The sequence below is a fragment of the Streptomyces sp. NPDC099050 genome (assembly GCF_044759865.1).
Taxonomy (GTDB): domain Bacteria; phylum Actinomycetota; class Actinomycetes; order Streptomycetales; family Streptomycetaceae; genus Streptomyces.
In genome coordinates this window covers 40,847-65,334 of sequence record NZ_JBIWAE010000010.1, presented here as the reverse complement: position 1 = coordinate 65,334, position 24,488 = coordinate 40,847, and the positions used below count along the sequence as shown (strand labels likewise).

Sequence of the window (24,488 nt, the reverse complement as noted above, 5' to 3'; positions counted from 1 at the left end):
GCGAGGCTGGAATCGCCCTGCGGGCGATCCAGCCTCAGCCGCGCCGCGGCGCCCCGCAGGGCCTAGCGCTGCGTCTGCGTGTGGACGTAGTCCACCAGGCGGGTCAGGGCGTCCGGGGGGGTCGTCGGGAGGACGCCGTGACCCAGGTTGAAGATGTGGCCCTCCAGGCCCGCCGCGGCGTCCAGCACCTCGCGGGTCTTGGTCTCGACCGCCTCGGTGGTGGAGAAGAGGACCGCCGGGTCCAGGTTGCCCTGGAGCGCCTTGCCGGGGCCGACGCGGTGGACGGCGTCGCTCAGGGAGACGCGGTAGTCGACGCCCATGACGTCCGCGCCGGCCTCGCCCATGAGGCCGAGCAGCTCACCCGTGCCCACGCCGAAGTGGATGCGCGGGACCCCGTAGGAGGCGACGGACTGAAGGACCTTCGCGGAGGCGGGCATCACCGAGCGGCGGTAGTCCGCCGGGGCGAGCGCGCCGACCCAGGAGTCGAAGAGCTGGATCGCGGAGGCGCCGGCCTCGATCTGGACCTTCAGGAAGGCGGAGGTGATCTCGGCGAGGCGGTCGAGCAGATCGGCCCAGAGCTCCGGGTCCCCGTACATGAGGGCCTTGGTGTGCTCGTGGTTCTTGGAGGGGCCGCCCTCGACCAGGTAGCTCGCGAGGGTGAAAGGCGCGCCGGCGAAGCCGATCAACGGCGTGGAGCCCAGTTCACCCGTGAGCATGCCGATCGCCTCGGTGACGTACGAGACGTCCTCCGGAGTGAGGTCGCGCAGCTGTGCGAGGTCCTCGCGGCGGCGGATCGGCTGGGCCACGACCGGGCCGACGCCCGGCTTGATGTCCAGGTCGATGCCGATGGCCTTCAGCGGGACCACGATGTCGGAGAAGAAGATGGCCGCGTCCACGTTGTGGCGGCGGACGGGCTGCATCGTGATCTCGGTGACCAGGTCGGGCCGCATGCAGGATTCCAGCATCTGCGTGCCCTCGCGCACCTTGCGGTACTCGGGGAGCGAGCGCCCCGCCTGTCGCATGAACCACACGGGGGTGTGCGGCACCGGCTCGCGCCGGCACGCCTTCAGGAAGGCGGAATCGTACGTCTGGCTCGGCGTGCCCGTGGGGCGGGTGTTGGCGCTCACGACTCAAATCTTCGCACGTATGAAGAAGTGCCCGGCCCGGCACGGGTGTGGCTGCGCCGTACGGGGGCTCGTTCCGCCTAGTCTTCCCCGCATGGCTGCGGCTCAGGGACGATTTTCAGATGGCGCTGACGGTACGGACAGCGCGAAGGACAGCTCCGTCCCACTCCCGTTCCGGCGGGCGGTCGACGGCTTGAAGAAGGCGAGGCTGCGGCAGGGGATCGAGATCGATCCCACCAAGCCGCCACAGAGACTGGCGCCCCACGCGTACGCGCTGGAGGCGGCGGTCGTGGACGGCGACGAGGACCTGGCCGACGGCCGGCTCATCCTCCTGCACGACCCGGCCGGGCACGACGCCTGGCAGGGCACCTTCCGGCTGGTGACGCTCGTACGGGCGGAACTGGAGCCGGAGATGGCCGTGGACCCGCTCCTCCCGGAGGTGTGCTGGTCCTGGCTGACGGGGGCGCTGGACGCGCGCGGGCTGACGTACGGGGAGGCGAGCGGGACCGTCACGATGGCCGCTTCGCACTACTTCGGCGGGCTCGGAGAGCGGCGGCCGGCGACCCAGATCGAGATCAGGGCCTCGTGGACCCCGCGCGAGGGGGTGGGCGGGGTGCCCGACACCGCCGCACACCTGTCGGCCTGGTGCGAACTGCTGTGCCAGATCGCGGGGCTGCCGCCGGTGGGCCCGACCGAGACGGTGACCGGCGTGGTCTCGCTGCCCCAGCGGCGCGGACCGCATCACCCTCAGGGGTAGTTCCGGGGTGGTTCCGGGCGGTTCCGGGGTGGCTCCGGGGCCGTTCCGCGAGGCCGGGGCCCTGCGGGACCCGCGCCGCACCCCTGCCGGACCCGCGCCGGCCCGCACCCCGATGCCGGGCCGGATGTCGTTACAGGGCGTCCGTTGCGGGCTTCTGATCACCCTATGATCGATCGTGCGTCCGAATTGCCCGAATTGTTACTCACCAAATCGTGATCATTCCCTAAAGCCGGGCGGGTGACGTGCCGAAGGAGTCATAGACCATCCGCACGGTTCGCACCGGCTTCCTTCCCCGAGCCGGCCGTCCCGCCACTCCCCCCCAGGAGGCCTAGGTGTCCGTTCTTCTCGAGCAGCCCGCAAGCCTGGTCGCCTACCGCCCGAACAAGCCGACGGCCATGGTCGTCGTGGCCGACCCGCGCGTGCGTTCCACCGTGACCCGCCATTTGTGGGCCCTCGGAGTACGCGACGTGATCGAGGCTTCGTCCATCGCGGAGGCCCGTCCACGCATCGGCAGCCCGCGCGACATCTGCGTGGCCGACGTACACCTGCCCGACGGCTCCGGCCTCACCCTGCTGTCCGAGACCCGGGCCGCCGGTTGGCCGAACGGCCTGGCCCTGTCCGCCGCCGACGACATCGGCGCCGTGCGCAACGCCCTCGCGGGCGGAGTGAAGGGCTACGTCGTCACCGGCACCCGGACCAACATCGGGCTCCCGTCCCGGCCCGGCGCCGCCCCCATCGGCGCCGCCGCGGCCCGTATGCACCGCCGCCCCCCGGGTGCCCCGAGCCACCCGGGCGGCTACCGAGAGCTCTCCGGCCGCGAGGTCGAGGTCCTGCGCCTCGTCGCGGAGGGCCAGTCCAACAAGGCCATCGGCGTTTCGATGGGCCTTTCCGCCCTGACCGTCAAGTCCCACCTCGCACGGATCGCCCGCAAGCTGGGCACCGGCGACCGGGCCGGGATGGTCGCCGTCGCCCTGCGGACCGGGATCATCCACTGAACCGGCCGATATCCCCCGAAGGACCCCGGGAGAACTCCCGGAGAACCCGGGGAAACGTCCGTCCTCCCCCCTCGCGCCCGTCGCCGGAACGTTCCGGCGACGGGCGCGTCGCATCCACGGATACCCTTGACCGGTGACCGACGCCCAAGAAACCGCAGCAGGCCTGCGCACCACCACCGGGGGCGGCCCCCCGGACGACGAGGTTTCGTCCGACGGGCTGCCGATTCCCTTGCTAGAACCCCGTGAGGGCATCCCCCCGGTGGTCGCCGACGCCGCCGCGCTCGCCGAGGTGGTCGCGGCCTTCGCCGCGGGCACCGGCCCCGTCGCCGTGGACGCCGAGCGCGCCTCCGGCTACCGCTACGGCCAGCGCGCCTACCTCGTACAGCTGCGCCGCGAAGGCGCGGGCTCCGCACTGATCGACCCGGTGGGCTGCCCCGACCTCTCCTCCCTGGGCGAGGCCCTGGCCGGCGCCGAGTGGATCCTGCACGCAGCCACCCAGGACCTGCCCTGCCTGCGCGACATAGGCATGGCGCCCACCTCCCTCTTCGACACCGAGCTGGCCGGCCGCCTCGCCGGCTTCCCGCGGGTCGGACTCGGCGCGATGGTCGAAGGGGTCCTCGGCTACTCGCTGGAGAAGGGCCACTCCGCCGTCGACTGGTCCACCCGTCCGCTCCCCGAGCCGTGGCTGCGCTACGCCGCGCTCGACGTGGAGCTGCTCGTGGACCTGAGGGACGCGCTGGAGAAGGAGCTGGACCGGCAGGGCAAGCTGGATTGGGCCCACCAGGAGTTCGACGCCATCTGCGCCGCGCCGCCCGCGCCGCCGCGCAAGGACCCGTGGCGCCGCACCTCCGGCATGCACAAGGTGCGCCGGCGCAGGCAGATGGCCGTGGTCCGGGAGCTGTGGGAGTCCCGGGACCGGATCGCGCAGCGACGTGACGTGTCACCGGGCAAGGTGCTGGGTGACGCCGCGATCGTCGAGGCCGCGCTCTCCATGCCGCTGAACGTGCAGGCCCTCTCCGCCCTGCCCGGCTACGGGCAGCGCATGGGCCGGCGCCAGCTGGACCAGTGGATGGCGGCCGTGGACCGGGCGAAGGCCCTGCCCGAGGCCGAACTGCCGCAGCCGGGGGCCACCCCGGCGGGTCCGCCGCCGCCGCGTTCCTGGGCGGACAAGGACCCGGAGGCAGCGGCGCGGCTGGCCGCGGCCCGGACGGCCGTGTCGGCGCTGGCGGAGGGGCTGAACCTGCCGCAGGAGAACCTGATCACCCCCGACACGGTCCGCCGGCTGTGCTGGGAGCCGCCGCTGCGGCTGGAGGCCGACGCGGTGGCCGAGGCGCTGGCGGGCTACGGAGCCCGCCCGTGGCAGATCGAGCAGGTGACGGACGCCCTGGTCACGGCCCTGGCCGCGACCGCGCCCGTGGCGGTGCCCGAGCCCGAGCCCGAAGACTGACGCACCCGCGCCCGCGCCCGCGGGACATGGCGGAGCCCCCCGACCCTCGGGCCGGGGGGCTCCGCCATGTCCCGGTTCCGCTACAGCCGGACCCGGCTCCTTTTGAACACGCTCAAAGACCACTAGTTTTTTGAACGTGATCAAACATGGGTGGGGACACGACACGTGGCTGGCCGACTTCGAGGCCGAGCGGGAGCGGCGGGCCGAGCGCGGCGATCCCGACTGGGACCGGCCCGCCGCACTGCCTCCGGAGCTGATCCGGAGCCTGCAGCGGTTCCAGGTCGGGGAGGACGGGGACGGCTCCGCACTGATCGGCAAGGCCGACCGGGCGGGCGACCCGGTGTACGCGCGGGCCGTACGGCTCTTCGTGGCCGAGGAGCAGAACCACGCGCGGATGCTGGCCCTGCTGCTGGAGGCCGGGGGCGCGGGAACGCTGGCCGGGCACTGGAGCGACACCGTGTTCGTCTGGCTGCGGCGGCTGCTGGGCCTGCGGGTGGAGCTGCTCGTCCTGATGGTGGCGGAGGTGGTGGCGCTGCGGTACTACCGGGCCGTGCGGGACGGGGCCGCCGATCCGCTGGCCTCGGAGGTCGCGGGCCGCATCCTGACCGACGAGGAACGCCACGTCCCCTTCCACTGCCTGCGCCTGCACGAGGCCCTGACCCCCCTCCCCGCGCCGGCCCGCCGGGCCGCCCTGCTCGGATGGCGGGCAGCGCTGGCAGCCGCGGCCACGGTGGTCGCGGTCGACCACGGCCCGGCCCTGCGCACCCTGGGCGTCCGCCGGCGCGTCTTCGTCGCGGACACCGTCCGCTCCTCGGCTCCCATGGCCGCGGCCATGGGAGCCGCCACCACCACTGCCTCCGCCACCGCCACACGCTCCTTCGTGCCGGATGTGCGGCGGGGTCGCGGAGTGTGACCTTCGCCGCTCCTCCCAGGGGGGCTGTGCATGCCGGTTACCGGCAAGTAGCATGATGAGGTGAGCGGGCGCTCAGTGATTGGGCGCGCCCCCGCGCAGCAGTGCACACCCGCACCTGGAGGAGAGCCAACGTGCCTCGTACCGTCAGGGACGTCGTCTTCGTCGACGGCGTCCGCACCCCGTTCGGCAAGGCGGGCCCGAAGGGCATCTACAACGAGACCCGCGCCGACGACCTCGTCGTCAAGGCCATCCGGGAGCTGCTGCGCCGCAACCCGGACCTGGACCCCGCGAAGATCGACGAGGTCGCCATCGCCGCGACCACGCAGATCGGCGACCAGGGCCTGACGCTGGGCCGCACGGCCGGCATTCTCGCGGGCCTCCCGCAGTCCGTTCCGGGCTACTCGATCGACCGCATGTGCGCCGGCGCGCTCACCGCCGTGACCGCCGTCGCGGGCGGCGTGGCCTTCGGTGCGTACGACGTCGCCCTCGCCGGCGGTGTCGAGCACATGGGCCGCCACCCCATGGGCGAGGGCGTGGACCCGAACCCCCGCTTCGTCTCCGAGAAGCTGGTCGACGAGTCCGCCCTGTTCATGGGCATGACCGCCGAGAACCTGCACGACAGGTACCCGACGATCACCAAGCTCCGCGCCGACGAGTACGCCGTGCGCTCGCAGGAGAAGGCCGCCAAGGCGTACGCCGACGGCAAGATCCAGCAGGACCTGGTGCCGATCTCGGTGCGCAACAACAACGAGGCGGCCGGCGAGACAGGCTGGGGCCTGGTCACCGCCGACGAGCCGATGCGTCCGGGGACCACGCTGGAGAACCTGGCGGGCCTCAAGACCCCGTTCCGGGTCCACGGCAACGTCACCGCGGGCAACGCCGCCGGTCTCAACGACGGTGCCACGGCCGCGATCATCGCGTCCGAGGACTTCGCCCGCGAGAACAACCTCCCGGTCAAGATGCGCCTGGTCTCGTACTCCTTCGCGGGTGTCGAGCCGGAGGTCATGGGCTACGGCCCGATCCCGGCCACCGAGAAGGCGCTGGCCCAGGCCGGTCTGACGATCGACGACATCGGCCTCTTCGAGGTCAACGAGGCCTTCGCGGTCCAGGTCCTCGCGTTCCTGGAGCACTACGGCATCGCCGACGACGACGCCCGCGTCAACCAGTACGGCGGGGCCATCGCCTTCGGCCACCCGCTCGCCTCCTCGGGCGTGCGCCTGATGACCCAGCTGGCCCGTCAGTTCGAGGAGCAGCCTGAGGTCCGCTACGGCCTGACCACCATGTGCGTCGGCTTCGGCATGGGCGCCACGGTCGTCTGGGAGAACCCGAACTTCACCGCCGAGGGAGACAGCAAGTGAGCACCACCACCACTGAGCTCCTGAAGGGCGCGGCCGAGCTGTTCCCGGACGAGGTCGTCACGCGCGCGCTCGTACGCCACCTGGACCTGCCCTTCGGCGCCGGGCGCTTCGCGCTCGTCACGCTGGACAACGGCCTGGACCACACCAAGCCGACCACCTTCGGCCCGCAGTCCCTCGCCAACCTGAACGCGGCGATCGACCAGGTCGAGCAGGAGGCCCTCGCGGGCTCCATCGTCGGTGCGGGCCTGACCGGCAAGCCGTTCATCTTCGCGGTCGGCGCCGACCTCAAGGGCGTCGAGCTGCTGAAGAAGCACGACGAGGCGCTCGCCATCGGCAAGGGCGGCCACGACGTCTTCAAGCGCCTCGCGGCGCTGGCCGTCCCCACCTTCGCGTACTACAACGGCGCGGCGATGGGCGGCGGTGTCGAGGTCGGTCTGCACTGCACCTACCGCACCGTCTCCAAGGCCATCCCGGCCTTCTCGCTCCCCGAGGTCTTCCTCGGCCTGGTTCCCGGCTGGGGCGGCTGCGCCCTGCTGCCGAACCTGATCGGCGCGGACCGCGCGGTCTCGGTGATCATCGAGAACTCGCTCAACCAGAACCGCCAGCTCAAGGGCAAGCAGGTCTTCGAGCTCGGGATCGCCGACGCCCTGTTCGAGGGTGCGGACTTCCTGGAGCAGTCGCTCCTGTGGACCGCGAACGTGCTGAACGGCACCACCGAGGTCGTCCGCGACGAGATCGACCGCGGCGAGGCCTGGGACGCGGCGGTCGCCCGCGGCCGCTTCATCGCCGACTCCAAGGTGCACGGCGCGGCCCCGGCCGCCTACCGCGCGCTGGAGATCATCGAGGCTGCCAAGGACGGTGACCTGCAGAAGGGCTTCGACGCCGAGGACGCGGCCCTGGCCGACCTCATCATGGGCGGCGAACTGCGCTCCGGCATCTACGCCTTCAACCTGGTCCAGAAGCGCGCCAAGCGCCCGGCCGGCGCCCCGGACAAGAACCTGGCCCGCCAGGTCACCAAGGTCGGCGTCGTCGGCGCGGGCCTGATGGCCTCGCAGCTGGCGCTGCTGTTCCTGCGCCGCCTGGAGGTGCCGGTGGTCCTCACCGACATCGACCAGGAGCGCGTGGACAAGGGTGTGGGCTACGTCCACGCCGAGATCCAGAAGCTGCTCGGCAAGGGCCGCATCAACCAGGACAAGGCCAACCGCCTGACCGCCCTGGTGACGGGCGTCCTGGACAAGGCCGAGGGCTTCGCGGACGCGGACTTCATCATCGAGGCCGTGTTCGAGGAGATGTCCGTCAAGCAGAAGGTGTTCGCGGAGGTCGAGGCGGTCGCCCCGGCGCACGCGATCCTCGCCACCAACACCTCCTCGCTGTCGGTCTCCGAGATGGCCTCCAAGCTCCAGCACCCGGAGCGCGTGGTCGGCTTCCACTTCTTCAACCCGGTCGCGATCCTCCCGCTGCTGGAGATCGTCCGCGGTGAGCAGACCGACGACGCCTCGCTGGCCACGGCCTTCGGTGTCGCGCGGAAGCTGAAGAAGACCGCGGTCCTCACCAAGGACGCCCCGGCGTTCGTCGTGAACCGCATCCTGACCCGCTTCATGGGCGAGATCCAGAACGTCATCGACGAGGGCACCCCGGTGGTCACCGCCGAGAAGGCCATCGAGCCGCTCGGCCTGCCGATGTCCCCGCTGGTGCTCCTGGAGCTCGTGGGCCCGGCGATCGGTCTGCACGTCTCCGAGACCCTGAACCGCGCCTTCCCGGAGCGCTTCACCGTCTCCCCGAACCTCGCTGCGGTCGTCAAGGCCGGCAAGCGCGGCTTCTACGTCTACGATTCCGGCAAGCCGGAGCTGGACCCCGAGGTCGCCGCCCTCCTGGTGCAGGGCGATGTCGTCCTGACCGAGGAGCAGGTCCGTGACCGCGTCCTGGACGCGGTGGCGCAGGAGATCGGCCTGATGCTGGAGGAGGGTGTCGTGGCCGAGGCCCAGGACATCGACCTCTGCCTCATCACGGGCGCGGGCTGGCCCTTCCACCTGGGCGGCGTCACGCCGTACCTGGACCGCGAGGGCGTCTCCGAGCGGGTGAACGGCAAGAAGTTCCTGGCCCCCGGCCTGGCGAGCGTTCCGGTCTGATCCGGACCTCGGGTACGACGACGGCCGGTGTCCGCCGCCCCGCGAGGGGTGGTGGGCACCGGCCGTTTCTTCGTACGCGGTCTGCCGGGCTCAGCGCGGGAAGAGCGCCAGCGCGTTGGCCACGGGCCGTTCGATGACCTTCCCCGGGGTCTCCCGCGGGTTGTTGCGCAGCTCCCCGAGCACGACCATGCTCGTGGACCCGCCGCCGTCGAGGCCGATCGCGTCCTGGGCACCGAGCGAGGCCATGAGTTCGGCGGCCTCGGCGAGCGTGGCTCCGGCGTCCACGCCGGGATTGCGGCCGTCGATCGTGACCAGGAGCAGCGCGCCGTCCTCGGTGATGCCGGCCAGCGTGCGCGGAGCCTTCCTGGGGGTGGAGGCGGCGGCGCCGAGTGCGGACTCGCCCTCCTTCAGCAGCCGGTAACGGCCGCCCACCGCCGTCTCGACCGGACCGCCCACGGGGAGGCCCACCATGTCGTTCATCTGCACGGAGCGCTTGATCCGGTCGCCCCTGCGGGCGTGGGACTCCAGCCAGTCCACGGATCCGCCCGTCGCGTAGAGCGTGCTGCCCTTCGCGGGTACGCGCCCGCCGGCGGGCTTGCGCAGGTCCACGACCCGCCCGTCACCGTCGAGGACCGCTTCCATGCTGCCCGCGGGGCCGGGGGGCGTACGGTCGCCCCACTCCTCGGTGAAGGCGACGAGCTCGTCCACGTCCGTGCACAGACCGCCGTACGGCTCCTCCATCGGCTCTTCCGTGACGGCCAGGCGGTCGCCGCCCACGCCTCCGCAGCCCAGGACGCGGCCCGCGACCCGGTTGATGCCGTCCAGTTCCCCGCGTGCGCCGTCGTCCGAGATCACCTGGCCTTCCGTAGTGACCTCGTCGATGCGGGCGTCGAGCCTGCCGTCCCGGGTGCCGAGCAGCAGGGCCGTACGGCCGTTCGTCGCCTCGCTGAGCAGCCGGCCGCCCTCGGTGTACAGGCCGAGGGGGTCCCCGTCGTATCCGCCGTAGTTCTTGCCGGTGCTGATGTCGAAGTAGGAGGCGTTGACGGCGGCCACCGCTCCGGCGGCCGAGGCCATCTCCCGTACGGTCTCGGCGTGGGCGAGGGAACTGCCGTGCACGGCCCCGGCCCGGACCTCGGCGTCGGGGCGGATCGCGAGCATCTGGACGTGGGACACCGCGCGGCCGTCGAGCTTGCGGGTGAACTCCTTGTAGGTGACCCCCCTGGGCAGTGCCCCGTCCGGGACCGGCGCCCGGGAGGAGAACCCGGGTTCCGGAAAGTCCGATCCGCTCGAACATCCCGCCAGTGTCACGGCCATGACCAGGGCGGCTGCCAGGCGGGCGCGCCTAGCCACGGAAGGCACTCAGTGCCCCCGGTGACATGCCCAGGTCGCCTATCCGGATGGTGACGTGCGAACGCACGGAGTGGCCGGCCTCGTCCTCGTAGGTGCAGGTGAAGAAGTCGTAGCCCTGGTAGGAGGCGGGGGCCTGGTAGACCACCGTGCCGTCCGGGGCGCAGTGCAGCATGCCCTGGCGGGGGATGCCCACGCCGGTGCGGCGCAGACCGCGCTCGGCGTCCGGGGGCAGGGTGACCTGGGCGCCGGGCGGCAGGTGCAGGGCCCGGCCGGGGACGCTGTGGCGGCGGATCCAGAACCCCTGGTCCTCGATGCCGGAGCTGGGGATCAGCTTGTCGCCCTCGGCGGGCATCAGGCCGACCACCACGCGCGGGAGCGTGATCGCGCCGTCGGGGGCGTCCGGCTTCACCTTCACGGTGCAGGTGTGGGTGACGGCCTCGGTGCCGGAGGCGAAGCCCATGTAGCGGCCGTTCTTCAGCAGCCGCAGGCCGTTCAGGCCGCCCATGACCACCGCGTCGCCCAGGGTGTCGCCGAGGACGTAGCCGTAGGTCCGGTACGCGCCGCCGCTGGGCGTGAGGGTCATGGCCAGGGTGAACTCCTGGCCGGGGACCAGGGGCCGGCCGGGGTCGGCCGAGGCCGCCAGGTCGAGCACACCGCTGAAGGCGCCCTGGGTGATCCAGGCGCGGACCACGGGGAACCAGGTCGTTGCTTCGCCGCTCATGCCGTCGCTCCCACCATCGCCGCGCCGACCCGCTCCTTGGTGAGCCGGTCGAATTCGACGTCGTCCAGGAATTGCACCGCCTGGTTCGCGTCGAACTGGTTCTCCAGGTTGCGGAAGAACGGGGCGGGCAGCAGCTCGCGCGAGCGCAGCTCGCCGGCGACGAACCGCGCGCACTCCACGGCGCCGACCGGTCGCAGGTGCGAGTTGTCCCCCACCCCGTCGGGGTAGTTGGGGTGCTCGCCTGGTTCCAGGTAGAGGAAGACCTGCTTGCAGCCCTGCGGGCCGAGCTGCCGCCACCAGGCGACGCTCCACTCGTTGAGGTCGATCAGGGGCGCGGACATCTGCGCCGCCACCTCGCGCTTGGCGGCCGGGTAGAGCTTCAGCGGCCGGCGGAAGTTGCCGAACCGGTCGAAGACCGCGCGTTCGTGGCTGGGGACGAGGACGGGGTGGGCGCCGCGTAGCCGGGTCTCGATGACGTAGCGCCGCAGGTTGCCCTGGTAGTCGTCGAAGGGCTCGGTGTGCAGGCCGGCGCCGGGCTTCATGTCGTTGGGGCCGAAGGAGATCAGGTGCAGGTCGCCGGGACGGATGTTCTCCATGATCCAGCCGAGCCTGCCGCGCTCCATGAAGCTCTTGGTGCTGGCCCCGGCCCGGGCGCAGTTGATCACGTCCACGCCCTGCATGAAGAGCGGCATCGCCTGCCCCCAGCCCGTCATGGGGGCCATGCTGCCCTGGCGGCTGCACACGCTCGATCCGCCGGACAGGAAGATTGCCGTCATGGTGCGTCCTTCATGTGTCTCAGAACTCCCCGAAGCCTCGTGCCCCGAGGTGCAGCTGCGCCCGCTGGTCGCCGGCGATGTTGGCGTCCATGGATTCGATGACCTGGAAGGCCCGTTCGCAGTTGGAGGTGTCGCGCAGGACGAAGAACTCCTCGGCGCGCCGCCGGTACTGCGGTTCCACCTCGAACTGCCGCTCGATGGTGGCGATGATCTCCTGGACGGCGTGGTCGACCGTCCGGCAGGCCGGTCCGAAGCCGTCCCGGGCGAGATCGAAGTAGCCCCGCTTGTAGTGCTTGCTGTAGAAGGACTCGTCGTCGAAGTTCGTGTAGACGATGGGCTTGCCCATGTACGCCACGTCGAAGAACACCGATGAGTAGTCCGTGACCAGCATCGAGCACTCGCGCATCGCGAGCTGCACGTCGCGGCCCGTCGTGGACACCGTGACCGATGGATGGTCGATCTTGAAGTGGTTCAGGTAGGGGCGGATCTCGTAGTGCGGCATGAACTCCAGTTCCACGCCGTAGTACTGGAGCGCGCTCAGCAGCCGTTCGTTGCGCAGCAGCGCCGAGAAGAACCGGTAGTACTCGGACGCGGCGAACGGGATCTCGGGCTTGGCCGCCTTGTTGTACGAGGGCGCCACGATGTCGCGGCGCCAGGTCGGCATGACCAGGATCCGCCGCGGTCCGTTCACCGGCTCCAGGGCGTCGAAGCGGGGCAGGCCGGTCGCGGCGACGCGCGCGTAGCCGTAGCCGCAGTGCTCCGCGTAGTACGAGCGCTCGCTGCGGCCCGTGGTGAGCACCATGTCGACGTTGGTGGCCTGGCCGTGGATGGAGGCCACGACGTCGTTGTAGACGACTCCGTGCTGGAGGAACACCCGCTTGTAGCGCAGCAGGTCGCCGTAACCGCGCAGGAACGCCCGCTTGAGGAGGCCGGGGAAGCCCAGGTAGGCCTCCAGGTCGTAGGCGTTGATGAGGCGTTCCGCGTGGAGCAGGTAGGCGCGGTGCTTCCATGACAGCCGGTCGATGACCTGCCCGTACCGGGCGACCTTGTCCCAGTCGGGGGAGTCGCCGTTGATCGAGTAGTAGACCTTGGTCTTGGGCCGGTTCTGCCGGATCCACTTGAACAGGTGGTAGCTGTTGTCCTGGGCGGTGTCCTCGCGCTCGCCGATGATCCAGATGCCCCGGTTGTGCAGGTAGGGGTACGTGAACCAGTACATGAGGCGCGTGCGCCAGCCGGGGCGCCCCGGCAGCGAGTTGCGCAGCTCCCACTTGAACCGGCGCAGCTTGTCCTTGCACCGGGCCCCGAAGCCGCGTACCCAGCGGACGGTGACCTGCTCCTCGTCGTCGATGGACACGACGAAGCGCTGCCTGCCCCGGGTGTGCACGCCCTTGAAGCGGTGGAGCATCTGGCGGGCCGCCAGCGGGACGTCGTGGTGGCGGTCCTGGTCGACGAACCGGATCACCATGGACAGCTCGGTGTTGGCCAGCGCGTCGAGGGTGCCCGGGCGGGCCGTGGCGCGCCAGCCGGAGAACCAGTCCTGGTTCTTGCGGGTGCGCCAGCGGTCGCGGCGGTAGTTCTGCTCCACGGGGAGCGTCACCTCGCGCTGCCCGTCGGAGAGGACCAGCTGGAGCTCGTTGGTGTAGCGGGTGTTGATGTCCACGCCGGAGAGGACGAGGAGCCCCTCGAAGTGGATCTCGCCGCCGGTCCAGTCGAAGGTCTCCAGGACGGCGCTGGCGCGCGGAACGCGCAGCAGCGTGGTCCGCACCGGGTCGGACACCAGTCTGCGGTAGACGCCCTCTTCGTCGAGGAAGAGCGTGGGCAGGTACTCCGGTGCGCCGAGCGGGTCCGCGAAGAGGTCGAGGTTGCCCGTGACGATCGCGTGGTGCTGGACCTTGGACTGCGGGTGGACGGCGTACTGCAGGATCACGTCGTCGGGGATCTGGCTGTAGACCGACCCCAGCAGGGGCAGGATCGAGGCGAGCTCGGGCCGGCTCATGATGCGGTGCATGTTGCGCACGTAGGGCTGGAGGGTACGGACGACGAAGCGCTGGGCCAGGACGATGGTCCGCGGCGGCGCTCCCTGCACCGAGGCCAGTACGTGTGCGGCCAGCCGGATCCGGTCCACCGTCTTGACGGGGTCGTTCCAGGGGGAGTCGAAGAGCGAGTTCTGGTTCTGCTCGTCACGCTCGAAGAAGCGGGCGTCCGGCGCGATGGCCACGGTCCGCGCGTACAGCACGGCCGGGACGGTGAACCAGTCGTCCTCCACTCCCGGGCCCGGGCCGCCGCGGAAGCCGTGCTCCCGGATGTAGGAGGTCTTGAAGAGCTTCCCGCCGAGCAGGGTGGAGAAGACGAGGTAGGGCGCGTCGGTCAGTCTGCGGACGCTGTCCTTGGCCGTGAAGTACCGCTGCCACGGCTCGTCCTCGCTGCGCCACGGGCCGGGGAAGTTGTCGGCCTGGCCGGCGACGACGTCGGCGCCCTTCACCTTGAGGGCGGCCGCGAGGAGCCGGCCGATGGAGTCCTCGCCGAGGATGTCGCGGGCGCGCGCGAACATCACGTAGGGCGCGGCGGCGTACTGCAGGCCGTGGTCGAAGGCGGCGGCGGCGCCCAGGCTGTGCTGGGTGACGACGCCCGTGTTGGGGTAGTAGGCGGCGAAGGCCGCGAGCTGCCGGTCGGTGCTGTCGTTCGAGCCGTCGTCGACGAACACGACCTGGGTGCGGGCGAAGCTGCGCTGGGCCACGAGCGAGGCGAGGAACTCGCGCAGGTGGTACTCGTCGTTGTGGCAGTGGACGACGAGGGTGGCGGCGTAGCTCTCGGGCAGTTCCACGGGGCCGGTCGGTGCGGCGCTCTGCCACCACCGCCACGGGGTGCCCCGGTCCGAGGTCTTGACCTTCTGCTCCCCGGTCTCCGGGCGCAGGCCGAGGTTGCCGCTGACGGTCTCGTAGACCTCAAAGACGCCCGTGTCGATGGAGTGCCGCATGCCGGCGACGTCCACACCGCTGATGTTCAGCGCGGTGGAGACCCGCTCGCCGGCGTGCCGGAGCTGGACGAAGAAGTTCCAGTTGCCCACCCGGTCGGTCTTGTCCAGGGTGGCCTTGAGGTCGATGGTGGTGTGGTACCGGATCCAGTCCTTGTCGATCTCCACACCGGAGACGGGGAAGTGGTGGTCAGCCTTGGTGCTGCGGCGCCGCAGCACGGCGATGAGCTCGACCTTGTCATCGGCGGCGAACCGGCTGAACTGGTTGCGGATCGCGCCGGAGATGTGCAGCTCGCCGTCGACCATCTCGATCGACTCGGCCTTGTTGTACATGCGGGAGTCGGCGAGCTTCTGGCCGGTCAGCTCCAGCTCGGTGACTTCGAGGAAGCTCGCCGCGTCCGGGTAGCCGAGCAGCGACCCGGACCAGAACACGCGCCCGTCGCGCTCCACGATGTCGGAGCTGATGACGCTGCGGCGCTTCATGTAGTCGGAGGCCGACACCGCGATGTCGACGCGTCCGTGCATGAGGCCGAAGGCGCGGATCCGCTCCATGGGGCCGCACAGTTCGAAGGTGCCCGGGTCCAGGCTGTGCAGGTACGGGGCGACGGCCGTGAGGAATCCGCTGTGGAAGGCGTGGTCGCCGGTGCGCAGCTCGGGCGTGTACAGGCGCAGGTCGTGCGAGAGGAACTTGGCGCCCTTGCGGGCCAGCAGGTCCGGTCGGCCGACGCTGTGCAGGAAGCTGTCGGTGTACTGGTGCACCAGGACGCGGTCGCGGATGCTGCGCAGCTCGTGGCGGCGGTTGGTGATCGACGGCTGATCGGACTCCCGCTCCCACATCCACCGGTAGACCGGGGTGGCGAGGATGGTGAAGGAGCGGGCGTGGAAGTTCGCGACCGTGGAGAAGTAGGTGTCCTCGAAGAAGACGCCCTCGGGGAAGCGGATCCCGTGGTTGTCGAGGAAGTCGCGGCGGTACAGCTTTCCGGCGGCGATCGGGTCGTCGATCAGCTCGGGCATGCCGCTCAGGCCCGCGACCGTCTGGTCGGCCGGGTAGAGCTGGGGCTGCCAGACGGTGAGCTCGTCCGTGGCGTGGTTGATGCGCACGACACGGCCGGCGGTGATCTCGGAGCCCGTGACGAGTGCCGAGGACAGCAGCGTCTCGGCGGCCTTGAGCGGGAGCTCGTCGTCCGCGTCGAGGAACATCACGAACTGGCCGGAGGCGGCCTCGATGCCGTTGTTGCGGGGCGCGCCGCAACCGCCGCTGTTCTGCGGCCGCTCGATGACCCGGACGCGTCCGTCCTGGGCCGCGAACTGGTGGGCGAGGGCGAGGGTGCCGTCCGTGGAACGGTCGTCGACGACGAGCACCTCGACCCCGCGGTGCGTCTGCGCCAGGGCCGACTGGAGGGCCCGGGCGAGCGTGGCACTCGCGTTGAAGGCCGGTATGACGATGGTGACGCCGTAGTGCGATATGTCGGCCGGGAAGCTCATCGAGAGTAGTGCTCCGGTTCGACGTAGCCGGGCCGCAGGGCCTGGGCCGGGATCTTGGAGAGCTGCATGGTGTCCGTCGCCACGCCCGTGTACTCGTTCGGGTAGGGCGCGGGGTACGGCACGAAGCCGGGGTCCTCGTACGGCTCGGGGGCGGGGAAGCGCTGGGCGGCTTCCTCCACCTCGCGCAGGTCGACCTCGCCGCGCCGGCGGTGGCGTCCGGCGTGCAGGTGCTCGGCTATGGAGCCCGCGCGCGTCGGGATGTTGCCGGGGTCGAGGCGTTCCATCGTGCGCGTGAAGTCCCGGGTGGAGAGCCAGAACTTGAACATGATGACGAGCTCGAAGCCGCCCATCAGTACGGCCGACACCGCCGTGGTCCACAGGATGTGACCGATGACGGGACCGACGATGAAGATGAACATCTGGAACTCGATGCCGCTGATGAGGTGCGGCCGGATGCGGCTCTGCACCAGCGCGTGGCGCACCCGCGCGTACCAGGGGAACTTCTCGCGGAACTGCTCGTGCAGGTCGATGACCTCGGCCTGCTCGGCGTCCGTGCTCTGGCGCTTGAGCTCGTCGGCCTGGCCCAGGGGGTTCTCGCGCAGCAGGTCCTCGATGAAGACGACCTTGCGCTCCTCCTCCTCGACTCCCTGTTCCGCCTGGCGGGCGAGGGTGACGGCGGCGATCTTGGCGCGCATGGACATGCGCATCTTGTAGATCTGGAGGGCGTCGACGTAGCGGAGCATGTCGAGGAAGATCACGACGAGGGCCGCGAGCAGGTACACCTCTTCGTCGTTCTGGACGAACTGCCCGCCCATCAGGGTCAGCGCACAGACCAGGACGCGGATGCGGTCGAAGACGTAGTCGAGCCAGCCGCCGAAGATGGTCCCGTTGCCCTTGAGCCGGGCGAGCTTGCCGTCGATGCAGTCGAGGATGAAGCTGAGGTGGTACAGGGCGGCGCCGATGCACAGCGAGACCCAGTCGCCCTGGAAGAAGAAGTACGCCGAGCCCAAGCCCACGAAAAGCGCGGCCCACGTCACCCGGTTCGGCGTGACGAAGTTCCATCGCGCCAGCACACAGACGAGACGGGTCGCTATCGGGTCGACCAGAAGGACTGTCCACCAGGCGTCCCGCTTCTTGCAGGTCAGCTTCTGGACGGCCTTCAGTGACAGCTTGGACATAACCCCTCAGTCATCGACACCGGCACGGGATGTACAGGCAGAACCTTCATCCTGTGATCACGTGTGACGGCAAGTGGCGGCCAGCGACCCCAACCGTTCACTTATGGTTCAGGTAAAGGGCGTTCTTCAGACTTTAGCAAGACGTGACAGACGCGAGCTAGGCCAGAAGTCGACAGCCACCCCCGGCAAACCGGCGCAGGGTCGGATCAAACAGCCTTACTGGACACGCCAGGGAGTGAACTCCAGGCCATCGGATCCCAGTTGCTGCCGGGCGACGCGCAGCCGTCCGTCCATTCCCACCGTGACGATCACCACACGGCCCTGGCTGTCGAAGGCAGCGGCGGGCGGAACGATCGAGCGCTCCCCCGAAGGCGACCACCACACCCCCGTGTCCGGCCGGCCGTCCGGGTGCGCGCCGATCGCCGGCACTCCCCCCTGGCCGCCGCGCACGAGCACCGTGCAGCCCCAGCCCTGGATGTCGGCGCCCACGACCCCGGTGACCGGTCCGTCCCCGTCGGGTCCGCCGAGGCCTATCGGCGCATGGGCGCCCGGCCACCAGACGCAGACCTCGTTCGTCGCCGCGTAGCGGAAGCGCACCGTCCCGGATTCCGGGGCGGCCGACAGGCTGCCGGCGCGCGGGCTCACCGGGATCCGGCGGTCCTCCTGCCATCCCGCCGCCGTGCTCCCGTGGTACCAGTGCACGGCGGCATCGCCGTCACGGGTCCGGGCCACGAGGTGCACACTGCCGTCGGGCGACGCGAAGACCGCCATCTCGTCGGCGACCTTCCGCCCGCGCAGGGCCTCCCAGCTGCTCAGCGCCCCCTTCGGGGACTGCTTGAGCACGCTGATGCCCCGTCCGAAGTTGCGGACGAAGACGTGCATGAAGCCGTCGGCGGCGAAGGCGGCCACCGGGAACCCGATGGAGCGGGCCACCTGCCACGACGTGTGGGGGTTGCCGAGCTTGACCCACGGCCCCAGCGGCCGGCCCGTCTGGTACTGGGCGGCGTACACCACCTCGAGGTCGGCGCCGCCCTCCTTGCGGTCCTTCCGGCTCAGACCGATCAGGTACGCGTACCCGTCGGGCCCCTGGACCACGGTCAGCCCCGGCATCAGGTCCGGTCCTTCGAGCAGCTCCGGTCCGCTCCACCCCTCGGCCTCGGTGCGGCCCTCGGTCCACCGGGCGACGCCGGCGGCCGTGGGCAGGTACGCGGACAGCCGGCCGTCCTTGCCGCTGACCAGCCACCGGGACGGCAGCGGGTACCGGCCGGCGGACTCGGGACGGAGCCCGGGGTCCGTGCCGGCCGCGCGGCAGTCCACGAAGACCGGCACGCCGACGGCCCGCTGATACCGGCGGGCCGCCCTCAGGGCGCTGCGCGCGGCCTGGCCGCGGGCCGGCGGCTCGTGGACGATGGGGAGCTTTCGCTCCTTGTCGTAGCCGACGTGCGTGGGATCCGGGTCCAGCGTGCGCACGCGGACGGGCCCGGTCTCGTGGAAGACGTCGAGGATCTGGCCCGTGACGCTGCCCACTCCCGCGTCCAGGACGAAGGGGTCTCCGGAGAACCGGCAGCCGCGCCGGCGCGCCTCGGCCACAACCGCTTCCAGAGCGCGGTATTCGGAGTCGGTGCCGCCGTCGAGGCAGACGATCTCGATCGCCGAGCCGTCCGGCTCCGAGGCGATCAGGGGGACGGCATCGCCGGGCGTGGCCACGACGATCGCCACCGGACCGGTCCGGGCGACCCCCGTACGCGGGGCCGCCGAGGTCTGCCCGGAGGGCGTGGCGCCGCGTCTCGTCCGACGTCCGGTCGCTCGGACCATTGGCTCGCTCCCCATTCCCCTCGCGCTGCGCTTATCCACTCCATACCGACCCCGAAGACGATAGGCGCTCTCCCGTTCGAGTTGAAAATCTGCCTATAGTGCAGCGGCATCCGGCCCACCGCGCCGTCCGTCAGCCGACCGAGGCCCCGAGGATTCGAGCAGTATGACCCAACAGACCGCCACGCCCGGCCATCGGAACACCGGGCGGCGTGCAGCGCGTCCGCCCAGGTCACGCGGCCGCCGCGCGATGAAGATCGTCCTGGTGGTGGTGGTCCTGCTCCTGCTCGGCGCCGCCGGCACCGGCTGGTGGGCGTACAACCACCTCAACGAGAACATCGACAGCGTCGACCTGAACCAGGAGATCGGCGTCGACAACCGGCCGGCGAAGGTCCCGGACAGCGGGCAGAACATCCTGGTGCTCGGCTCCGACTCGCGCGCCGGTGCCAACGGCGAGCTCGACCAGGGCGATGTCAGCGGCTCGCGCTCGGACACCAACATGCTGGTGCACATACCCGAGGGCCGTAAGAAGGCCACCGCGATCAGCATCCCCCGCGACACCCTCGTGACCCGGCCCGAGTGCAAGGACAAGAACGGCAAGTCGGTCGCGGGCGCGAACCGCGTCATGATCAACAGCGTCATCGGGACCGGCGGCCCGGCCTGTGTCGTCAAGACCGTCGAGAAGATGTCCGGCGTCCGTGTCGACCACCTGGTGAAGGTGGAGTTCGCCGGCTTCAAGGAGCTCGTGGACGCGCTCGGCGGCGTGGACGTCACCCTCGACAAGCCCATCAAGGGCGGCCTGAACCTCGAGGCCGGCACGCACCGTCTGAACGGCGAGGACTCGCTCAAGTTCGTTCGCACCCGCCACGGTTACGGCGACGGCAGCGACCTCGGACGCATCGACCTGCAGCAGAAGTTCATGATCGCGATGCTGTCCGAGATCCAGAAGCAGGACGTCCTCAGCAGCCCGGCCCGGCTCTACAAGCTCGCCGACGCCGGCACCAAGGCGCTGACCACGGACGCCGAACTCGACTCCCTCAAGGGCCTGTCGGACTTCGCCCAGAGCATGAAGGGCGTGGATCCGGCGACCATGGAGACGATCATGCTCCCGGTCAACTACGACAAGATCAACAAGAACCGCGTCGTCGCCGTCGAGCCGCAGGCCGGCCAGCTGTGGGAGGCCCTGCGCAACGACCAGCCGATTCCTGCCTCGGCGAAGAAGTCCCCCGCCACCGGCGGCTGACCGACACTGCTCGCGGCTCGCGGCCCCGGCCCCCGATGGGGGCCGGGGCTCGCCGGCGTCAGGAGCCGTCGCCGCCCAGCGCCACGCGCCAGTTCCCGCTCGCGTGCCACTCCCCCGGCGGGTACTCGAACCGCACCTCCCCGAGGAGCGTGAACCCCGCCGCGCGGCACACCGCGTTGGAGGCCGGGTGGTCGACGGACGGGAAGGCGTGCAGGTGGCGGCGGGTGCCGTGGGCGCCCGCGTGGGCGACGAGGGCGCGGGCCGCGCCGGCCGCGAGGCCCCGGCCCTGGAACTCGGGGAGGATGCCCCAGCCGGTCTCGTAGACCTCCTCGCCCTCCCAGAGGCGCTCCCAGAAGCCGACACTGCCCACGCTCTCCCCGTCGGCCACGACCCGGAACATCCGCCCGGCCCCCGGCTCCCGGGCGCTCAGCGCCAGATAGCGCCGGTGGCGGTCCCGGAGTTTGTCCTCGGTCTCCGGGCCGCCCAGGTGCCCCGTCATGGCCGGCTCGTTCTTGCGCAGCAGCAGCCAGAAGTCGTCTTCCGCCCAGGGTTCCAGTCTTACGGTGATCTCCATGCCCTCACCGTAGGACAGCGTCAGCGGCCCTCGCGCGCCGGGTTCGGGGTCATGCCCTCGCCCCGGCCCAGGCGGCTGTGCCGCTTCCCGTAGAGGTAGTAGACGGCGATGCCGACCACCATCCAGATCCCGAAGCGCAGCCAGGTCTCGGCCGGCAGGTTCAGCATCAGCCAGACCGACGCGGCGATCGACACGATGGGCACGAACGGCACCCACGGGGTGCGGAAGGACCGGTGCAGGTCGGGCCGGGTGCGGCGCAGGACCATCACGCCGAGCGCGACGACGACGAAGGCGAAGAGCGTGCCGATGTTCACCAGGGTCGCCAGCTCGTTGATGCTGGTGAAGCCGGCGACGATCGCGATGACCACGCCGAGCAGGATCGTCGGACGGTAGGGCGTACGGAACTTCGGGTGGGTCCGCGAGAAGAACCGCGGCAGCAGTCCGTCGCGGCTCATCGCGAAGAACACCCGGGTCTGGCCGAGCAGCAGGATCATGCAGACCGTGGTCAGGCCCACCGCCGCACCGAAGCTGATGATGCCTCCGAAGACCGGATGGCCGGCGGATTTGAAGGCGTCGGCCAGCGGGGCGCTGACGGAGAGCTCCTTGTAGTTCTGCATGCCGGTCACCACGATCGAGACCGCCACGTAGAGCACGGTGCAGATGATCAGCGAGCCGAGGATGCCGCGCGGCATGTCCCGCTGCGGGAGCTTGGTCTCCTCGGCGGCGGTGGCCACCACGTCGAAGCCGATGAAGGCGAAGAAGACCACGGAGGCGGCGGTGAAGATGCCCATGACGCCGAAGTTGGTGGGCTCGTAGCCGAAGAGGAGCTGGACGAGCGGGGCATCCAGTCCGGAGCCGCCCGTCTGGGGTTCGGCCGGCGGGATGAACGGCGTGTAGTTGGACTTCGTGATGAAGAACGCGCCGGCGATGATCACGATGAGCACCACCGTGACCTTGATCGCGACGACCACCGCGGTGATCCGCGCGGACAGTTTCACCCCGACGACCAGGATCGCGGTGAGCACCAGGACCAGGACGAAGGCGAGCAGGTCGAAGCTGCCGCCCGGAACGTCGGGCCCCTGGAGCGAGGCGGGCAGGTGCAGGCCGGCGTTGTCCATGAGCGAGCGGACGTACCCCGACCAGCCGACGGCCACGACCGCGGTGCCGAGCGCGAACTCCAGCACGAGGTCCCAGCCGATGATCCAGGCGGGCAGCTCGCCGATCGAGGCGTACGAGAAGGTGTACGCGGATCCGGCCACCGGGACGGTCGAGGCGAACTCGGCGTAGCACAGGGCGGCGAGCGCGCACACGATGCCGGCGGCGACGAACGCGAGGGCGGTGGAGGGGCCGGCGGTTTCCTTGGCGACCTTGCCCGTGAGGACGAAGATGCCGGTGCCGATGATCACGCCGACGCCGAAGACGGTCAGGTCCCACGAGGAGAGCGACTTCTTGAGCGCGTGTTCCGGCTCTTCCGTGTCGAGGATCGACTGCTCGACAGATTTGGTACGGAAGGGACCGTTCAGGTTCCTACTCACCGACGCACCTCCGCAGGGCAGACCGCATCGAAACGAAACGGGCCGGAAGGCCCACCCTCCAAGGGTGAACCTCCCGGCCCGTGACGTGCAACCGCAGATGATCAGTCGACGGTGGCGGCGGGCTCGCTGTCGTAGCGCCCGTCGAGCTTGGCCACCAGGCCGGTGACCTGCCGCGCGATGTCCGGGGCGGTCAGACCGATCTCGGCCATGACCTCCTTGCGCGTGGCGTGGTCCAGGAAGCGCTGCGGAATGCCGAAGTCGCGCAGCGGTACGTCGACCCCCGCGTCCCGCAGTGCCTGCGCGACGGCGGAGCCCACACCGCCGGCGCGGCTGTTGTCCTCCACCGTGACGACCACGCGGTGACCGTCGGCGAGCGGGGCCAGGGCCTCGTCCACCGGCTTGACCCAGCGGGGGTCGACCACGGTCGTGGAGATCCCCTGCTTGTCGAGCAGATCGGCGATCTCCAGGCACATCGGGGCGAGCGCGCCGACCGAGACGAGCAGTACGTCCGGACGGGTGACCTCGTCGGCCGGACGGCGCAGCACGTCCATGCCGCCGATCCGTCCGACGGCCGGGACGGCCGGGCCGACGACGCCCTTGGAGAAGCGCACGACGGTCGGCGCGTCCTTCACCAGGACGGCCTCGTTCAGCTGGGCGCGCAGCTGCTCCGCGTCGCGCGGGGCGGCCAGGCGCAGGCCCGGGACCACCTGGAGGATGGACATGTCCCACATGCCGTTGTGGGAGGCGCCGTCGGTGCCGGTGACACCGGCACGGTCCAGGACGAAGGTGACCCCGCACTTGTGCAGGGCGACGTCCATCAGGACCTGGTCGAAGGCGCGGTTGAGGAAGGTCGCGTACACCGCGAAGACCGGGTGGGCGCCGCCGGAGGCCAGGCCGGCCGCCGAGGTGGCGCCGTGCTGCTCGGCGATGCCGACGTCGAAGATCCGGTCAGGGTAGGCGTCGGCGAACTTCTTCAGGCCGACCGGCTGGAGCATGGCCGCGGTGATGGCGACGATGTCCTTGCGGTCCCGGCCGAGCTTGACCATCTCGTCGGCGAAGACGGAGGTCCAGCTGGCGGCGTCGGTGGAGACCGGCAGGCCGGTGTCCGGGTGGATCACGCCGACCGCGTGGAAGCGGTCCGCCTCGTCCTGGACGGCCGGCTGGTAGCCCCGGCCCTTCTGGGTGAGGCAGTGCACGATGACCGGTCCGCTGAAGCGCTTCGCGCGCTGCAGGGCCGATTCCAGGGCCTCGATGTCGTGGCCGTCGATGGGGCCGATGTACTTCAGGCCCAGGTCCTCGAACATGCCCTGCGGGGCGATGAAGTCCTTGAGGCCCTTCTTGGCCCCGTGCAGGGTCTCGTAGAGGGGCTTCCCGACGACCGGGGTGCGCTCCAGGAGGTCCTTGCCGCGGGCCAGGAAGCGCTCGTAGCCGTCCGTGGTGCGCAGGGTCGCCAGGTGGTTCGCGAGGCCGCCGATGGTGGGGCCGTACGAGCGCTCGTTGTCGTTGACGACGATCACCAGGGGGCGGTCCTTGGCGGCGGCGATGTTGTTCAGCGCCTCCCAGGCCATGCCGCCGGTGAGGGCCCCGTCGCCGATCACCGCGGCGACGTGGTGGTCCTCCTTGCCGAGCACCTCGTTGGCCTTCGCGAAGCCGTCGGCCCAGCCCAGCACGGTGGACGCGTGCGAGTTCTCGATCACGTCGTGCTCGGACTCGGCGCGCGAGGGATAGCCCGACAGGCCGCCCTTCGTGCGCAGCCCGCCGAAGTCCTGGCGGCCGGTGAGCAGCTTGTGCACGTAGGCCTGATGGCCGGTGTCGAAGAGGACCTTGTCCTTGGGCGAGTCGAAGACCCTGTGCAGAGCGATCGTCAGCTCTACGACACCGAGGTTGGGGCCGAGGTGCCCGCCGGTCTTGGAGACGGCGTCGACGAGGAAGGTCCTGATCTCGGCGGCGAGCCGCTCGAGCTCCTCCTGGCTGAGCCGGTCCAGATCGCGCGGTCCCTTGATGCGGGTCAGCAGCACCCGTGCCTCCTTGCAGTCGCTTGCTGGTCTGCCGAGTCTAATGTTCGCGACTCGGGCGACGGTAAGGCGCGGTCCCGGTCAGCTCACACCTTTGTCATA

General features: G+C 70.6%; 17 protein-coding genes. 7 read left to right on the top strand and 10 right to left on the bottom strand.

Annotation, left to right across the window (positions count from 1 at the left end; genetic code table 11):
* Positions 1–62: 62 nt before the first annotated feature.
* Positions 63–1,127: a uroporphyrinogen decarboxylase gene (gene hemE / locus ACIQV3_RS18645; RefSeq protein WP_403713483.1), complete on the bottom strand. Its 1,065-nt coding sequence runs from the start codon at positions 1,125–1,127 to the stop codon at positions 63–65.
* A 91-nt stretch (positions 1,128–1,218) separates the two neighbouring features.
* Between hemE and ACIQV3_RS18640 the strand changes: the two genes are divergently transcribed.
* From ACIQV3_RS18640 to ACIQV3_RS18615, 6 genes are all read left to right on the top strand, one after another.
* A complete protein-coding gene (locus ACIQV3_RS18640) occupies positions 1,219–1,881 on the top strand; it encodes a DUF3000 domain-containing protein (RefSeq protein ID WP_243331447.1) in 663 nt (220 codons plus the stop codon).
* 332 nt (positions 1,882–2,213) lie between these two features.
* A complete protein-coding gene (locus ACIQV3_RS18635; RefSeq protein WP_214956508.1) occupies positions 2,214–2,876 on the top strand; it encodes a response regulator transcription factor in 663 nt (220 codons plus the stop codon).
* Positions 2,877–3,009: 133 nt separating this feature from the next.
* Complete coding sequence (locus ACIQV3_RS18630) at positions 3,010–4,323, top strand: HRDC domain-containing protein (RefSeq protein ID WP_403713482.1); 1,314 nt, start codon at positions 3,010–3,012, stop codon at positions 4,321–4,323.
* A 136-nt stretch (positions 4,324–4,459) separates the two neighbouring features.
* Entirely contained in the window at positions 4,460–5,236 is a 777-nt protein-coding gene (locus ACIQV3_RS18625; RefSeq protein ID WP_403713481.1) for a ferritin-like domain-containing protein, read from the top strand.
* Positions 5,237–5,367: 131 nt separating this feature from the next.
* The gene (locus ACIQV3_RS18620; RefSeq protein ID WP_112447308.1) at positions 5,368–6,594 is read left to right on the top strand and encodes an acetyl-CoA C-acyltransferase; all 1,227 of its coding nucleotides are present in this window, start codon (positions 5,368–5,370) and stop codon (positions 6,592–6,594) included.
* Entirely contained in the window at positions 6,591–8,723 is a 2,133-nt protein-coding gene (locus ACIQV3_RS18615) for a 3-hydroxyacyl-CoA dehydrogenase NAD-binding domain-containing protein (protein ID WP_403713480.1), read from the top strand. The genes ACIQV3_RS18620 and ACIQV3_RS18615 overlap by 4 nt, the downstream gene beginning before the upstream one ends.
* 90 nt (positions 8,724–8,813) lie before the next feature.
* Here the strand turns inward: ACIQV3_RS18615 and ACIQV3_RS18610 are convergent, their stop codons facing one another.
* The 6 genes from ACIQV3_RS18610 to ACIQV3_RS18585 all read right to left on the bottom strand — a co-directional run bounded on the left by ACIQV3_RS18610 (position 8,814) and on the right by ACIQV3_RS18585 (position 18,926).
* Positions 8,814–10,073 (bottom strand): phosphodiester glycosidase family protein, encoded by a 1,260-nt coding sequence (locus ACIQV3_RS18610; protein WP_403713479.1) that lies wholly within the window; start codon positions 10,071–10,073, stop codon positions 8,814–8,816.
* Complete coding sequence (locus tag ACIQV3_RS18605; RefSeq protein WP_403713478.1) at positions 10,066–10,794, bottom strand: hypothetical protein; 729 nt, start codon at positions 10,792–10,794, stop codon at positions 10,066–10,068. The genes ACIQV3_RS18610 and ACIQV3_RS18605 overlap by 8 nt, the downstream gene beginning before the upstream one ends.
* The gene (locus ACIQV3_RS18600) at positions 10,791–11,570 is read right to left on the bottom strand and encodes a rhamnogalacturonan acetylesterase (RefSeq protein ID WP_403713477.1); all 780 of its coding nucleotides are present in this window, start codon (positions 11,568–11,570) and stop codon (positions 10,791–10,793) included. Before ACIQV3_RS18600 ends, ACIQV3_RS18605 begins: the two co-directional genes overlap by 4 nt.
* 19 nt (positions 11,571–11,589) lie before the next feature.
* The gene (locus ACIQV3_RS18595; protein ID WP_403713476.1) at positions 11,590–16,029 is read right to left on the bottom strand and encodes a glycosyltransferase; all 4,440 of its coding nucleotides are present in this window, start codon (positions 16,027–16,029) and stop codon (positions 11,590–11,592) included.
* Complete coding sequence (locus ACIQV3_RS18590; protein ID WP_403713475.1) at positions 16,026–17,207, bottom strand: CDP-alcohol phosphatidyltransferase family protein; 1,182 nt, start codon at positions 17,205–17,207, stop codon at positions 16,026–16,028. Before ACIQV3_RS18590 ends, ACIQV3_RS18595 begins: the two co-directional genes overlap by 4 nt.
* Before the next feature lie 216 nt (positions 17,208–17,423).
* A complete protein-coding gene (locus ACIQV3_RS18585; protein WP_403713474.1) occupies positions 17,424–18,926 on the bottom strand; it encodes a hypothetical protein in 1,503 nt (500 codons plus the stop codon).
* Positions 18,927–19,185: 259 nt separating this feature from the next.
* On the opposite strand from ACIQV3_RS18585, the gene ACIQV3_RS18580 reads away from it, so the two are divergent.
* Positions 19,186–20,262 carry an LCP family protein gene (locus ACIQV3_RS18580; protein ID WP_403713473.1) on the top strand — a complete coding sequence of 359 codons (1,077 nt, stop codon included), beginning with the start codon at positions 19,186–19,188 and terminating at the stop codon, positions 20,260–20,262.
* A gap of 58 nt (positions 20,263–20,320) precedes the next feature.
* Here ACIQV3_RS18580 and ACIQV3_RS18575 read toward each other — a convergent pair whose 3' ends face one another.
* The 3 genes from ACIQV3_RS18575 to dxs form a co-directional block, all read right to left on the bottom strand.
* Positions 20,321–20,836 carry a GNAT family N-acetyltransferase gene (locus tag ACIQV3_RS18575; protein WP_403713472.1) on the bottom strand — a complete coding sequence of 172 codons (516 nt, stop codon included), beginning with the start codon at positions 20,834–20,836 and terminating at the stop codon, positions 20,321–20,323.
* Positions 20,837–20,856: 20 nt separating this feature from the next.
* Positions 20,857–22,371: an amino acid permease gene (locus ACIQV3_RS18570; RefSeq protein ID WP_403713471.1), complete on the bottom strand. Its 1,515-nt coding sequence runs from the start codon at positions 22,369–22,371 to the stop codon at positions 20,857–20,859.
* 101 nt (positions 22,372–22,472) lie between these two features.
* A complete protein-coding gene (dxs, locus tag ACIQV3_RS18565) occupies positions 22,473–24,389 on the bottom strand; it encodes a 1-deoxy-D-xylulose-5-phosphate synthase (protein WP_403713470.1) in 1,917 nt (638 codons plus the stop codon).
* Positions 24,390–24,488 lie beyond the last annotated feature (99 nt).

Excerpts from the sequence above, each read along its gene's own strand:
- ACIQV3_RS18640 (WP_243331447.1), top strand. The coding sequence starts at position 1,219 with ATGGCTGCGGCTCAGGGACGATTTTCAGATGGCGCTGACGGTACGGAC.
- ACIQV3_RS18605 (WP_403713478.1), bottom strand. The coding sequence starts at position 10,794 with ATGAGCGGCGAAGCAACGACCTGGTTCCCCGTGGTCCGCGCCTGGATC.
- ACIQV3_RS18600 (WP_403713477.1), bottom strand. The coding sequence starts at position 11,570 with ATGACGGCAATCTTCCTGTCCGGCGGATCGAGCGTGTGCAGCCGCCAG.
- ACIQV3_RS18595 (WP_403713476.1), bottom strand. The coding sequence starts at position 16,029 with ATGAGCTTCCCGGCCGACATATCGCACTACGGCGTCACCATCGTCATA.
- ACIQV3_RS18590 (WP_403713475.1), bottom strand. The coding sequence starts at position 17,207 with ATGTCCAAGCTGTCACTGAAGGCCGTCCAGAAGCTGACCTGCAAGAAG.
- ACIQV3_RS18580 (WP_403713473.1), top strand. The coding sequence starts at position 19,186 with ATGACCCAACAGACCGCCACGCCCGGCCATCGGAACACCGGGCGGCGT.
- ACIQV3_RS18575 (WP_403713472.1), bottom strand. The coding sequence starts at position 20,836 with ATGGAGATCACCGTAAGACTGGAACCCTGGGCGGAAGACGACTTCTGG.